Source organism: Pseudomonas sp. OST1909 (assembly GCF_015277575.1).
Taxonomy (GTDB): Bacteria; Pseudomonadota; Gammaproteobacteria; order Pseudomonadales; family Pseudomonadaceae; genus Aquipseudomonas; species Aquipseudomonas synxantha_A.
Map to the genome: position 1 here is coordinate 5881969 of NZ_CP063780.1, position 14166 is coordinate 5896134.

Annotated in this window: 12 protein-coding genes; 5 read left to right on the forward strand and 7 right to left on the reverse strand. The window is 60.8% G+C overall.

All coding sequences use genetic code 11. From position 1 onward, the window contains the following. Window positions 1–40 precede the first annotated feature (40 nt). From trpE to IH404_RS25770, 4 genes are all read right to left on the reverse strand, one after another. Window positions 41–1522 carry an anthranilate synthase component I gene (gene trpE / locus IH404_RS25755; protein WP_005792028.1) on the reverse strand — a complete coding sequence of 494 codons (1482 nt, stop codon included), beginning with the start codon at window positions 1520–1522 and terminating at the stop codon, window positions 41–43. A gap of 69 nt (window positions 1523–1591) precedes the next feature. Then, a complete protein-coding gene (locus IH404_RS25760) occupies window positions 1592–2410 on the reverse strand; it encodes a phosphoglycolate phosphatase (RefSeq protein WP_122736009.1) in 819 nt (272 codons plus the stop codon). Beyond that, window positions 2407–3081 (reverse strand): ribulose-phosphate 3-epimerase, encoded by a 675-nt coding sequence (gene rpe / locus IH404_RS25765; RefSeq protein WP_057702265.1) that lies wholly within the window; start codon window positions 3079–3081, stop codon window positions 2407–2409. Before rpe ends, IH404_RS25760 begins: the two co-directional genes overlap by 4 nt. An 84-nt stretch (window positions 3082–3165) precedes the next feature. After that, window positions 3166–4314: an iron-containing alcohol dehydrogenase gene (locus IH404_RS25770; protein ID WP_194439381.1), complete on the reverse strand. Its 1149-nt coding sequence runs from the start codon at window positions 4312–4314 to the stop codon at window positions 3166–3168. 183 nt (window positions 4315–4497) lie between these two features. Here IH404_RS25770 and IH404_RS25775 point away from each other — a divergent pair, with 183 nt between their 5' ends. Next, window positions 4498–5472, forward strand: a complete 975-nt coding sequence (locus tag IH404_RS25775; RefSeq protein ID WP_194439383.1) for an alpha/beta hydrolase family protein — start codon at window positions 4498–4500, stop codon at window positions 5470–5472. A 58-nt stretch (window positions 5473–5530) separates the two neighbouring features. Here the strand turns inward: IH404_RS25775 and IH404_RS25780 are convergent, their stop codons facing one another. The 3 genes from IH404_RS25780 to IH404_RS25790 are packed head-to-tail and all read right to left on the reverse strand — an operon-like array spanning window position 5531 to window position 7996. After that, window positions 5531–6298 (reverse strand): TerB family tellurite resistance protein, encoded by a 768-nt coding sequence (locus IH404_RS25780; protein WP_194439385.1) that lies wholly within the window; start codon window positions 6296–6298, stop codon window positions 5531–5533. Window position 6299: 1 nt separating this feature from the next. Continuing rightward, window positions 6300–6974 (reverse strand): N-acetylmuramate alpha-1-phosphate uridylyltransferase MurU, encoded by a 675-nt coding sequence (murU, locus tag IH404_RS25785; RefSeq protein WP_194439387.1) that lies wholly within the window; start codon window positions 6972–6974, stop codon window positions 6300–6302. Further along, window positions 6971–7996: a phosphotransferase gene (locus IH404_RS25790; protein WP_194439389.1), complete on the reverse strand. Its 1026-nt coding sequence runs from the start codon at window positions 7994–7996 to the stop codon at window positions 6971–6973. The genes murU and IH404_RS25790 overlap by 4 nt, the downstream gene beginning before the upstream one ends. Before the next feature lie 130 nt (window positions 7997–8126). Between IH404_RS25790 and IH404_RS25795 the strand changes: the two genes are divergently transcribed. The 4 genes from IH404_RS25795 to rsmA are packed head-to-tail and all read left to right on the forward strand — an operon-like array spanning window position 8127 to window position 14080. Next, window positions 8127–10970, forward strand: a complete 2844-nt coding sequence (locus IH404_RS25795) for an LPS-assembly protein LptD (protein ID WP_194439391.1) — start codon at window positions 8127–8129, stop codon at window positions 10968–10970. Next, window positions 10951–12285: a peptidylprolyl isomerase gene (locus tag IH404_RS25800; protein WP_164366076.1), complete on the forward strand. Its 1335-nt coding sequence runs from the start codon at window positions 10951–10953 to the stop codon at window positions 12283–12285. The genes IH404_RS25795 and IH404_RS25800 overlap by 20 nt, the downstream gene beginning before the upstream one ends. Continuing rightward, window positions 12282–13271 carry a 4-hydroxythreonine-4-phosphate dehydrogenase PdxA gene (pdxA, locus tag IH404_RS25805; protein WP_078822479.1) on the forward strand — a complete coding sequence of 330 codons (990 nt, stop codon included), beginning with the start codon at window positions 12282–12284 and terminating at the stop codon, window positions 13269–13271. The genes IH404_RS25800 and pdxA overlap by 4 nt, the downstream gene beginning before the upstream one ends. Beyond that, a complete protein-coding gene (gene rsmA, locus IH404_RS25810; protein WP_194439393.1) occupies window positions 13268–14080 on the forward strand; it encodes a 16S rRNA (adenine(1518)-N(6)/adenine(1519)-N(6))-dimethyltransferase RsmA in 813 nt (270 codons plus the stop codon). Before pdxA ends, rsmA begins: the two co-directional genes overlap by 4 nt. The last annotated feature ends 86 nt before the right edge of the window (window positions 14081–14166 follow it).

Consider the following 14166-nt stretch of genomic DNA (forward strand, 5'->3'; position numbering starts at 1 on the left):
CATCGCGGGCAAGCCCGCTCCCACACTTTTTATTCCAGCTTTAGTCTTGTGGAGTTTGCTCTGCCAGCGCCACAGCACGGAACATCGCCCGGCGCTTGTTCAAGGTTTCTTCCCACTCAAGGGCCGGCACCGAGTCCGCCACAATCCCGCCACCGGCCTGTACATGCAGTTCGCCATCCTTGATCACCGCGGTGCGGATCGCGATCGCAGTGTCCATATTGCCGTTCCAGGCGAAGTAACCGACGGCACCGCCATACACGCCACGCTTGACCGGCTCCAGTTCGTCGATGATTTCCATCGCACGGATTTTCGGTGCGCCCGACAAGGTGCCCGCCGGCAAAATCGCGCGCAGTGCATCCATCGCCGTCAGCCCGGCCTTCAGTTCGCCAGTCACGTTGGACACGATGTGCATCACGTTGGAGTAGCGCTCGATGACCATCTTCTCGGTCAACTTCACCGAACCGATTTCTGAAACACGCCCGGTGTCATTGCGCCCCAGGTCGATCAGCATCAGGTGCTCGGCGATTTCCTTGTCATCGCTGAGCAGGTCTTCTTCCAGCGCCAAGTCTGCCTCTTCGGTCGCGCCACGTGGGCGTGTGCCGGCAATCGGGCGTACGGTGATCAGGTTATCTTCGACACGCACCAGCACTTCCGGCGAGCTGCCCACCACGTGGAAGTCGCCAAAGTTGAAGAAGTACATATACGGCGTCGGGTTGAAGCACCGCAGCGCACGGTACAGGTCGATCGGCGCGGCCTTGAAGTCGATGGACATGCGTTGCGACGGCACCACTTGCATGCAGTCACCGGCGAGGATGTATTGCTTGATGGTATCGACTGCGCGCTCGTAGTCATCCTGCGTAAAGCTGGAGCGAAACACCGGATCGGCCGCAGGTGGGCGGCTCAGGTCCAGGCCGCGACGCGGGGTGATCGGCTGGCGGAGTTTTTCCAACAGCGCCTGCAGACTGGCCTGGCCTTGCTCGAAGGCATCCGCTTGAGCAGGGTCGGCAAGGACAATCGCATGCATCTTGCCGGCAAGGTTGTCGAACACCACGACCGCGTCGGAGACCATCAGCAAAATGTCCGGCACACCCAATGGGTCTGGGTTCGGACATTTCCCAAGACGCTTTTCGACATAGCGCACGCAGTCATAGCCGAAATACCCCACCAGGCCACCATTGAAACGCGGCAGGCCGGCAATGGTCGGTACGTTGTAGCGCGCCTTGAAAGCTTCGACGAAGGCCAGCGGGTCTTCAACGTCATGGCTTTCGATCTCTACGCCATCGTGGGTGATGCTGACATGATGGTCGTGCACGCGCAGCACCGTGCGGCATGGCAGGCCGATGATCGAGTAACGGCCCCATTTCTCGCCGCCCTGTACCGATTCGAGCAGGTAAGAGTTGGGCGCATCGGCAAGCTTCAGATAAATCGACAATGGCGTGTCGAAGTCGGCCAGGGTTTCGCAGGCCAGGGGAATACGGTTATAGCCGGCAGCGGCCAAACGCAGGAATTCTTCACGGATCATGGGGGAGCCTCGTGGCTTGAGGGTCAAACGGTCAGGTAGGCAAACGTGCCGCAGCGCGGCGAGAATCAGTCAGGCGCGCCAACGCCAGCGGGCCAGGGCCTTGATGACTTTCATCCAGAGTTTGCGAGTGACCACCACGATGGCGTTTCCAGAAGGGGACGGATCAATGTCGGGCAACGTTATCTCAGCGCCCGCTCCCAGGCAACCGGGGATTAGCAGGCGCAGATCATCAATCACCAGCGCCGGCGACTCTTCGGCAATCGGGCGCCCGTGGTTGTAGCCGTAGCTCAAGGCTACGCACTGCACGCCTGCAGCTTTTGCCGCCAGTACATCACTGCGCGAATCGCCGACAAACAACGACTGGGACGCCGGGATATTCGCCATTTTCATCACAAAGAACAGTGCGGCCGGGTCAGGCTTCTTCTGCGGCAAGGTATCGCCACCGATGATCCAGCGAAAATAGCGGCCGATTTTCATCTGGTCCAACAGCGGCGCAACAAAGCGCTCCGGCTTGTTGGTGATCAAGGCCATTTCCACGCCCTGCTTGCTCAGCCATTTGAGAGTGTCACGCACGCCGGGGTAGACCACGGTGAGTTCGTGGCCGTTTTCGTACGCGACATTGAATAATTCCAGAGCGTGCTCGGCTTCCACCTCATCGACACCCGAAGCGTCGATATGGTTTGCCAGGGCCCGGCGCACCAGCATCGGCGCGCCGTTGCCGACCCACTCGCGCACCGACTCGATCCCCGCCGGCTTGCGCCCCAATTTGAGCAGCATCTGGTCCACCGCCGCTGCCAGGTCAGGCACCGAGTCGATCAGCGTACCGTCCAGATCGAACATCACCAGCCGTGGCAGCTTGCCGGGGAACAGCTGCTCGAAGCCGCTCATGGACGCGTCAGCGCCAGTTCGGCACGCATCGTGTCGATGACGGCCTGGTAGTCCGGTGCGTTGAAGATCGCCGAGCCTGCCACGAAGGTATCGGCGCCGGCGGCAGCGATTTCACGAATATTGTTGACGTTGACCCCGCCGTCGATCTCCAGGCGGATATCGCGCCCTGAGGCGTCGATCAGCGCCCGCGCTTCGCGCAGCTTGTTCAGGGTGCCCGGGATGAACTTCTGCCCGCCGAAACCTGGGTTGACGCTCATCAGCAGCACCATGTCGACCTTGTCCATCACGTACTCAAGCACGCTCAGCGGAGTGGCCGGGTTGAACACCAGGCCCGCCTTGCAGCCGCCTTCGCGGATCAGTTGCAGGGTGCGGTCGACGTGCAGCGTGGCTTCCGGGTGGAAGGTAATGTAGGTCGCGCCGGCCTCGATGAAGTCACCGATGATGCGGTCCACGGGGCTGACCATCAGGTGGGCGTCGATCGGCGCGGTGATGCCGTATTTGCGCAGCGCTGCGCAGACCATCGGGCCGATGGTCAGGTTGGGTACGTAGTGGTTGTCCATGACATCGAAGTGCACGAAGTCGGCACCCGCGGCCAACACCTTGTCCACTTCCTCACCCAGGCGGGCGAAGTCGGCGGAGAGAATCGATGGAGCAATGACGAAGGGCTGCATGACGCACCTTTTTTGAGCTAAATCACGATGGCGCGCATTGTATACCTCATGCTTTGCTGCGCGCACCGTGACCTAACTCAATGCTTAGTAAGCCGCCCGGTAGATTTTCTCGATATCGACCACACTGAGCTGACGCGGATTATTGCGCATCAGGCGCTCGATACCCGCGGCCTCGGTGGCCATGGAGGCAATGGCGTCCTCGGGCACCCCGAAACTGCGCAGCCCTGCGGGAATCTCGACAGCGGCGCACAGTCGCGTCATCGCTTCCACGGCGCCGTCGGCAGCCTCGCTGACACTCAAGCCTGTCACGTTAACGCCCATGGCTTGGGCAATATCCTGCATACGTTCGACGCAGGCCAACTTGTTCCAATGCATGACATATGGCAGCAACAGCGCATTGCTTACGCCATGGGCAATATTAAAACGCCCGCCCAGCGGATACGCCAGCGCATGCACGGCACCGACTCCGGCATTCCCGAATGCCATGCCGGCCATGAGGCTGGCAGTAGCCATGTCATCACGGGCCTGCAGGTTGGCCGGGTTGGCGTAAGCCTTGGGCAGCGCGTTGGCGATCAGCTTGATCGCGCCGATGGCCAGGGCGTCGGTGATCGGCGAGGCGTTCAGTGACAGATAGGACTCAATGGCATGCACCAACGCGTCGACACCACTGGCTGCGGTGACACTGCGCGGGCAGGTCAGGGTCATTTGCGGGCTGATCAGCGCGACATCCGGCAGCAGGTAGTCGCTGACGATGCCTTTTTTCAGCTGTGCGACCTTGTCGGAGAGGATCGCCACATTGGTAACCTCCGAACCGGTGCCCGCCGTGGTCGGGATGGCGATCAGCGGCGGGCCCTTGCGCGGCACCTGGTCGACCCCGAACAAATCCGCCAGCGCACCGTGGTAGCCGGCATAGGCCGCCACGCTCTTGGCGATATCGATGGCGCTGCCGCCGCCCACACCAATGAGGCCGTCATGCCCGCCTTCGCGGTACGCACGCATGCAGTCTTCAACGATGGCGATTTCCGGGTCGGGCAGTACGCGATCGAAGATTTCGTAAGCACGATCGCCCAGATGTTCGAGGGCCAGGGCCACAGTGCCAGACTTGACCAGGGCCGCATCGGTGACGATCAGCGGGTTATCCACATCCAGCCGGGTCAGTTCCGCGGCCAATTGCTCGATGGCGCCCGCGCCGGTCAGCAGTTTATGGGCGATCTTGAATGAGGAAGTACTCATGTGCGCGGCCTCTTATGAATGATGGGCTGGCACAAGAATAGCTGCCCATCCCGTGTTGTCTGCCATTCACTGGTTGAATGGTCATCGCCGCTAACCTGCTGGCAGAAAACCACGCCCCACATCACTGACAAATACTGACCAACCCATTAGGCTGCTCACATCACTTATGGCCGGAAATTAACGATGCTTTTTCTCCACCGTTCGGCACTGCCAACGTTGTGCCTGTCGCTACTATGTGCCAGCGCCCTGCCTGTTCACGCCGCCGACGCGCCCGCGCCCGCTGCCGAAAAACCAGCTGAGCGCCAACCCCTGCCCGAGCGCAGCCAGTCGCAAGCCAGCGCTCTGGAGCGCCAGATTCCGCAACCGGAACAACAACAGCTGCAAGCCGGTAGCGATTCGTTCCTGGCCCTGTGGAAACCCGCCAACGGCGCAGAGGCCGAAGGTGTGGTGATTATCGTACCGGGCGCCGGGGAGAACGCCGACTGGCCGCAAGCAATCGCCCCCTTGCGGCGCAAGCTACCGGATGCGGCCTGGGGCACCTTGAGCCTGTCACTGCCGGACGTAAATGTAGACACCTTGCCGCCACGGGTCATCGAACCGCCAAAAGCTGCGGTCGACACCAGCAGCAAGGACGGCAGCACGGCCGCCAAACCTGTCGAACAGGCCGCAAGCGCCGAGGCCGAAGGCACTGACCCGGCGGTGGTGCCGGGTGCGGATGAACAGGACAAGACCGACGCCAAGCGCATCTTCGACCGCATCGACGCCGCTGTTGCCTTCGCCCAGACCCAAAGCGCGCGCAGCGTGGTGTTGCTCGGCCACGGCACCGGCGCCTGGTGGGCCGCACGCTACCTGAGCGAGAAACAACCATCCCAGGTGCAGAAGCTGATCATGGTGGCCGGGAAGACGCCGGCGGCTCGCCAACCGGACCTGCAACAACTGGCGCCGAGCTTGAAGGTGCCCACGGCGGATGTGTTCTATCAAGACGCCCCTCAGGAACGCAAAAACGCGCAGGAGCGTATCCAGGCGGCCAAGCGTTCGAAAAATGACGGTTACAAGCAGGTATCGCTCACGGCGTTGCCCGGCAATAGCGCAGCAGAGCAGGAACAGTTGTATAGGCGGGTTCGCGGGTGGCTCAGCCCGCAGGGCGGCGCAGACTGATCATGTCTTCGAACCTGTTGCAGAAACAATGTGGGAGGGGACTCTCAGGCCAATAGCCTCAGCGAAAATCCCGACGCTCGCGAATCAATGCATAAGCGTTATGCAGCTCCCGGGTACGCTCGGTGGCTTCACGCACTTGTGCGGGGCTGGCGCCCGTGCCGGCGACCTTGTCCGGGTGGTGGCGGCTGAGGAGGCGACGGTAGGCACGCTTGATCACCGAGGGCTCAGTGGTCGCCGTCACACCCAGAACCCGCAACGCCTCCTGATAGGCTCCGCCACAATTGGCCAGCGGTTTGCGCTGCGGCGCGTAATCGGTTGCCAGTGCCTGGAGTTGTTGCGGCGTCCAGCCCAGCCATTTGCCCCACAGGTCGATCAGGTCGCGCTCGGCGTCATCCGCCCGTCCGTCCGCCCAGGCCATGCGCCAACAGGCACGTAGCACGCCTTCCGCCGCATGGGGTTGCGCCTTGAGTACACGCAAGTAGCTGCGCACACGGTCGCTGCCAGACTTGCCCCGGTTGAAGGCGCTGATAGCGCGACGCTGGGCCGGCTCGGACATATCCAACGCGCGCATCTCCTGACGCGCCTGCTGGATATGCCCATCCACAACCCGGCCGTTACTCTTGGCCAACCGCCCCAACAACACAAACAACAGTTCGTCGTTGCGCAACGCCGGGCGCCCGCCCAGGCGTTCGCGCAACTGCGCCCAACTGTGCAGTTGCAGGCGACGATCCAGCGCCTGCCCCAGCAATGCACCCAACAAGGCCCCCGGAATACTGGCAATGGCAAAGCCAGCCCCGGCGCCGATCAGCGTCCCTGGCCACAACATCCTACTGCTCCGCTGTCAGCAAGGTTTCGACTTGCCCCAGACGCTCCAGCGTCCCGACATCCACCCAGCGTCCCGTCATGTGCTCCCCCGTTACCAGACCTTTAGCCATGGCCGCGCGCAACAGCGGGGCCAACTTGAAGGCACCGGCGCTGCAACCCGCGAACAATTTGGGGTCGAGCACTGAAATGCCACTGAAGGTCAGGTTATCGGCACCGGGCACGGCATCATGAAGCAGACCTTTATGCAGGTAGAAATCCCCGCCTGACGGGTGGTGCTCAGGGTTGTCGACCATCACCAAGTGCGCCAGGCCCTGGATCGGCTGCCTGAGGCGGGTGAAATCGTAGTCAGTCCAGATATCGCCATTGACCACCAGGAAGGGGTCATCCCCCAGCAGCGGCAACGCCTGGAATATCCCGCCCCCCGTTTCCAGCGGCTCACCCTCCGGCGAGTAGCGGATGCGCAGCCCGAACTGGGCGCCGTCACCCAAGTAGTTTTCAATCTGCTGGCCCAGCCAGGCATGGTTGATCACGATCTCGGTGAAGCCGGCCTTCGCCAAGGCTTCAAGGTGATACTCGATCAACCGCTTGCCGCCGGCTTGCACCAGCGGCTTGGGCGTATGCAGGGTAAGCGGACGCATGCGCTCGCCCTTTCCCGCTGCCAGGATCATTGCCTTCATACAATGGCCTCGGCGGGCTGGCGCAGGCTGGCGAGCAGTTCGCCCAGTTCGCTCAACTCGGGTCGGTCGGCGAGCACCGCTTCTATATAGGCAAAGAAACGCGGCACATCGGCCAGGTAGCGCGGTTTACCGTCACGGTGGCAAATACGCGAAAAAATACCGATGACCTTGAGATGACGCTGCACGCCCATCAGGTCGCTGGCGCGCAGAAAGTCTTCGAAGTCGTCCTGCACCGGGATCCCCAACTGCCCGGCGCGCTGCCAGTAGCCGTGCTGCCATTCACGCACACGCGACTGGGGCCAACTGAGGAAGGCGTCTTTGAACAGGCAGGTAATGTCATAAGTCACCGGGCCGTAGACTGCATCTTGAAAATCCAGTACGCCGGGGTTCGGCTCACTGATCATCAGGTTGCGCGGCATATAGTCGCGATGCACCAGCACCTTGGGCTGCGCCAGGGCACTGTCGATCAATTTTTCGCTGACGCGTTGCCAGAGGGCGTGTTGCTCAGCGTCGAAGTCGATCCCCAGGTGACGGCGCACATACCATTCCGGGAACAACTCCAGCTCGCGACGCAACAAGGCCGCGTCGTAGCTGGGCAATGGTGCGTCCATCGGCAATTGCTGGAAAGCCAGCAGCGCATCGATGGCGTCGGCAAATAATTGATCGGCATTTTCAGCGTCAATCACGTCCAGATAGGTTTTTCTGCCCAGGTCATTGAGCAAAAGAAAGCCACGAGGCAAGTCTTCTGCATAAATTTTTGGCACATTTATTCCTGATTTCGCCAGTAAATGCGCGATATCGACGAAAGGTTTGCAGTTTTCCTGGGGGGGTGGCGCGTCCATTACGACGAACGTATGGGCACCGCCCTCCCACCGGAAGTAACGCCTGAAACTCGCGTCGCTGCTGGCCGCGGTCAATGTGGCCGGGGGTACGGGGCCCCAGTCCTGAGCGTTGAAGAGGATCGGCAACTGCTCATCCAGCCAGACTTCCAGCTGTTGTAAACGTAGATCTTGCTCGGGCATTACAAGGGTCTCCGACGGCGCTAGCCGTCAAGCGGGGCATGCTTTATTATCACGCATCTTTTTCAGACCATCGAGAGGCGTGCGGCCCAAACCGCGGGCAGATGGCACGCAGGAAGCCCGGACTAATAAGATGGCATTGAAATCCCCCGCGTTTCGTAGAAAATTTCCGTTGCTGGTAACCGGCAGTCTGCTGGCCTTGCAACCTTTCGCCACCTCATTCGTGGTCGCCGCGGAACAGTATGACTGCTCAGTCTCTGCTTCGGGTGCCTGGGATTGCGCGCCGAAGACCGCCGCAGCCCCATTGCCACCGCGCCCGGTGCATGACGGTTCTGCCGTCAGCTCGGCCAACGGCACGCCGCAAGGCAAGGCTGGCGGCAGCGTCGACGCCGAGCCCAAGACTGTGCTGGTCACCGAATCCAAGGGCCGTGGCCTGCGCTCGCGCAGCGCCGACTACAGCCACCTGGACTGGGTGCCTCGCGACAAGCTGACTGCAGCGCAGCTGGCCGAGACCGGCCCTTACTGCGGCGGTGCCTACATCGAGCCGACTCGTCCTGGCATGAACGACAAGACGGACAAGAGCGATGCGCCGACCTTCATCGGTGCCAAGGCCTCGCGTTACGAACAGGAACAGCAGGTCGCCACCCTGGCCGGTGACGTGGTCATGCGCCAGGGCAGCATGCAGCTTGAAGCGGACGAAGCCAGCCTGTACCAGGCCGAGAACCGTGGCGAGCTGAACGGCAAAGTGCGACTGCGCGACAACGGCGCGCTGATCGTGGGCGACCATGCCCAGGTCCAGCTCGACACCGGCGCCGCCCAGATCGACAACGCCGAATACGTGATGCACAAGTCGCGCATTCGCGGTAACGCCCTGTACGCCAAGCGTGCCGAGAACGCGATCATCCGTCTCAAGGACGGTACGTACACCACCTGCGAGCCGGACAGCAACGCCTGGCAGCTCAAGGGCAACAACATCACGTTGAACCCGGCCACCGGTTTCGGTACGGCCACCAACGCGACGTTGCGGGTCAAGAACATCCCGATCCTGTATACCCCGTATATCTACTTCCCGATCGACGACCGTCGTCAATCCGGCTTCCTGCCGCCGAGCTTCAGCACCGGCAGCGAGACTGGCTTCACGCTGGTAACGCCGTACTACTTCAACCTGGCGCCGAACTACGATGCCACGTTGTACCCGCAATACATGACCAAGCGCGGTTTGTTGATGGAAGGCGAATTCCGCTACCTGACCAAGTCGAGTGAAGGGCAGTTTGGTGGGGCGTATCTCAACGATGATAGCGACGAGCGGAAGAAGCAGACCGATTACGAAAAAACCCGTTATATGCTCAATTGGCAGCATAAGGGTGGGTTGGATTCGCGCCTGACGACTCAGGTCGATTACACCAAGATCAGTGATCCGTTCTACTTCCAGGATTTGAAGTCGTATCAGGAAGGCGTTGAGAGCCAGGACTACCTGAATCAGCAAGGCTCGGTGACCTACCGTGGTGACAGCTATCAAGCTCGCGTGAATCTGCAGTCGTATCAATTGGCGACGATTTCGCAGATCACTCCGTATGACCGTTTGCCGCAGATCACCTTCAATGGTCAACTGCCGTATCACCCGGGTGGGCTCAACTTCTCCTACGAGACTGAAGCCGTAAGATTTGACCGAGACCTTCGAAAGGGTAATGTGGTCAATGAAGATGGCGGGCCGATCAACCCACTTGATGGCACCATCGGTGAACGACGCCTGGATACCTACGTAAACGGCCTGACCCGTGCAAACGGAACACGCTTGAACGTAGCTCCCGCTGTCGAGTACCCAATGAACTGGAGCTATGGCTTCATTACGCCGAAACTCAAGTACGTCTATACCAAATATGATCTTGACCTCGATAGCATAGGCAAGGGTGACATTGTCCGCGCGCAGCAGGATGCTGCTCAGCCTGGTGCAGCTCCTTACGCCGGCGGCGTGTTCAAAAGTTCACAAGATCGTGCAGTCCCGATCGCCAGCATCGACAGCGGCCTCTACTTTGACCGCACCACCAATTGGTTCGGCAAGGACTACAACCAGACCCTTGAGCCGCGCGCCTTCTATCTTTACGTACCAAACAAAGATCAAAGCGATATCCCGGTCTTCGATACAGGTGAGTACTCGTTCAGCTACTCCTCCCTGTTCCGCGATAATCGTTTCAGCGGGTCAGACAGGATCGGTGATGAGAATAAGCTTTCCCTGGGCGTAACCAGCCGCTGGATCGAAGAAAACGGCTTTGAACGCCAGCGTGTTTCCGTCGGTCAGGCTGTGTACTTCAAGGATCGCGAAGTCCAACTGCCGGGTGTATTGGCCGCTGATCGCGACGATGCACGCTCAAACGTCTCGCCTATCGCTCTGGAATACGCGTTCCGCTTCAACCGCGATTGGCGTGCAACAGCCGACTACAACTGGGACCCTGAAAGCCACGCCCCTCGTTCGGGCAGCGCGATGTTCCACTACCAGCCGGAAGACAACCCGAACAAGGTCGTCAACCTCGGCTATCGCTATCGCAACGACCAGGTGGTCTACAACCAGCTGACCGGCAAATGGCAGTTTGGTGGTGATTACGGCCAACCAAGTGAACCGAACTACGTGAAGGATTACTACAAAATCCAGCAACACGACTTCTCGATGATGTGGCCGATCATTCCTCAGTGGAACCTGATCACCCGCTGGCAGTATGACTATGCCCGCAACCGCACCCTGGAAGCCTTCGGTGGTTTCGAGTACGACAACTGCTGCTGGAAACTGCGCGTCATCAATCGCTATTGGGTTTCCAACGACGAATACAGCCAGATCGCCCCGCTTAACGAAAAGGGTGACCACGGGCTCTTCTTCCAGATCGTCCTCAAAGGACTCGGCGGCCTGACCGGCGCCAAGGTAGAGAGCTTCCTCGACAAAGGCATTGAAGGTTATCGTGAACGTGAAGACAAAGCTTTCTGAGTGTTTGCGCCCGCTAGTGCTGGGCGCGCTGTTCCTGGGTACTGTTTCGGCACACGCCGCGGTTCAACAGCTGGATAAAGTAGCGGCCATTGTCGACAACGACGTGATCATGCAGAGCCAGCTGGACCAACGGGTCAAGGAAGTTCAGCAAACCATCGCCAAGCGTGGCGGTGGTGTGCCGCCGACCAGCGTCCTGGAACCCCAGGTACTGGAGCGTCTGATCGTCGAAAACCTGCAGTTGCAGATCGGCGAACGTTCCGGCATCCGGATTTCGGACGAAGAACTGAACCAGGCCGTCGGCACCATCGCTCAACGCAACAACATGAGCATTGACCAGTTCCGCGCCGCGCTGGCCCACGACGGCTTGTCCTATGAGGACGCCCGCGACCAGATCAAGCGCGAGATGATCATCAGCCGTGTGCGCCAGCGCCGTGTGGCCGAGCGGGTCCAGGTATCGGAGCAGGAAGTGAAGAACTTCCTGGCCTCGGACCTTGGCAAGATGCAGCTCTCCGAAGAACTGCACCTGGCCAATATCCTGATCCCGACGCCAGACAGCGCCAGCGCCGAGCAACTGAACGCGGCGGCGGCCAAGACCCAAGCGGTGTACGACCGCCTGAAAGCCGGTGCTGACTTTGCCCAGACCGCCATTGCCGTCTCCGGCAGCGATAACGCACTGGACGGCGGTGACATGGGCTGGCGCAAAGCCGCACAGCTGCCACCTCCGTTTGATCGCGAGCTGAGTTCCATGGAAGTCGGCGGCATCACCCAACCGGCACGTACCCCAGGTGGCTTCATTATCCTCAAGCTGCTGGGCAAGCGCGGCGGCGAGACCTCGCTGAAAGACGAAGTGCACGTTCGTCACATCCTGGTCAAACCAAGCGAAATCCGTACCGAGGCACAAACCAAGGAACTGGCGCAGAAGATCTACGACCGCATCGAAAGCGGTGAAGACTTCGCCACCCTGGCCAAAAGCTTTTCGGAAGACCCTGGTTCTGCCCTTAACGGCGGCGACTTGAACTGGATCGACCCGAAAGCTCTGGTGCCCGAGTTCCAACAGGTCATGGCCGACACGCCGCAAGGCGTATTGTCCAAGCCGTTCAAGACTCAATACGGCTGGCATGTGCTGGAAGTCCTTGGCCGTCGCGCCACCGACAACACCAACCAGGCCCGCGAGCAGCAAGCCCTCACCGTGCTGCGTAACCGCAAATACGACGAAGAGCTGCAAACCTGGTTGCGTCAGATCCGTGACGAAGCCTACGTAGAGAACAAGCTGCCAGGCGCCGAGCAAACAGGCACCGACCAGGCAGCCCAGTGAAACCCCAGCGTTTCGCGGTGACACCCGGCGAGCCGGCCGGCATTGGTCCAGACCTGTGCCTGCTGCTCGCCTCGCAACCTCAGCCACACCCCCTGATTGCCATTACCAGCCGCGACCTGCTCCTTGAGCGGGCCGCGCAGTTGGGCGTGGCTGTCAACTTGCTGGAAGTGGCACCGGGCAATTGGCCGGACCTGCCCGCCCCGGCCGGCAGCCTGTATGTATGGGACACCCCTTTACAGGCCAAGGTGGTCGCCGGGCAACTGAACAAGGCCAATGCAGCCTTTGTGCTGGAAACCCTGACACGCGCCGGGCAAGGCTGCATCGACGGCGACTTTGCCGGCATGATCACCGCGCCCGTGCATAAAGGCGTGATCAACGAATCCGGCATCGCGTTTTCCGGCCATACCGAATTCCTCGCCGAGCTGACCCATACCGAACAGGTCGTGATGATGCTGGCGACCCGTGGCCTGCGTGTTGCGCTGGTGACCACACATCTACCCCTGCGCGATATCGCCGACGCCATCACCGCCGAGCGCATAGAGCGCGTCACGCGCATCCTGCATGACGACCTGCAACACAAATTCGGCATTGCCCGACCGCGTATCCTGGTCTGCGGGCTAAACCCCCACGCCGGTGAAGGCGGCCACTTGGGCCATGAAGAAATCGACATCATTGAACCGACATTAGAGCGCCTGCGCCAAGAAGGCATGGACCTGCGCGGCCCATTGCCTGCAGACACTCTGTTTACCCCCAAATATCTGGAGCACTGCGACGCAGTGCTGGCGATGTACCACGACCAGGGGCTGCCCGTGCTGAAGTACAAAGGCTTCGGCGCTGCAGTCAACGTGACACTGGGCCTGCCGATCATCCGCACCTCCGTCGACCATGGCACAGCCCTGGACCTGGCGGGCAGCGGCAAGATCGATACCGGCAGCCTGCACGTAGCCCTGGAAACCGCCTATCAGATGGCCGAGACCCGTATATGACTGAGCATTACCAACACCGGGCGCGCAAGCGCTTCGGGCAAAACTTCCTGCACGACGCGGGTGTCATCGATCGCATCCTGCGCTCCATCCACGCCAAGCCAGAAGACCGCCTGCTGGAAATCGGCCCGGGCCAGGGCGCGCTGACCCAGGGCCTGCTGGCCAGCGGCGGGCAACTGGACGTGGTGGAACTGGACAAGGACCTGATCCCGATCCTGAACCAGCAGTTCGCCGGCAAGCCCAACTTCAACCTGCACCAGGGCGATGCGCTGAAGTTCGACTTCAATAGCCTGAATGCCGCCCCCAATAGCCTGCGGGTGGTGGGCAACCTGCCGTACAACATCTCCACACCGCTGATTTTTCACCTGCTGAACAACGCCGGGATCATCCGCGACATGCACTTCATGCTGCAGAAGGAAGTGGTGGAGCGCCTGGCCGCAGGCCCTGGCGGTGGTAATTGGGGCCGTTTGTCGATCATGGTCCAGTATCATTGCCGCGTGGAGCACCTGTTCAACGTCGGCCCGGGCGCGTTCAACCCGCCGCCGAAGGTTGATTCAGCCATCGTACGCCTGGTGCCGCATGCCGTGCTGCCCCACCCAGCCAAGGATCACAAGCTGCTGGAGCGCGTTGTGCGTGAAGCGTTCAACCAACGCCGCAAGACCCTGCGCAACACGCTCAAGGCCCTGCTGAGCAACGCTGAAATCGAAGCCGCCGGTGTCGATGGCAGCCTGCGCCCCGAACAGCTGGACTTGGCCGCGTTCGTACGCCTGGCTGACCAACTGGCGATCCAGCCTGCTCCGACAGAAGGATAAGGCTCAACGCAATCCAACGTGGGAGGGGGCTTGCTCCCGATAGGGGAGTATCAGTGGATACATTTTCAACTGACACACCGCTATCG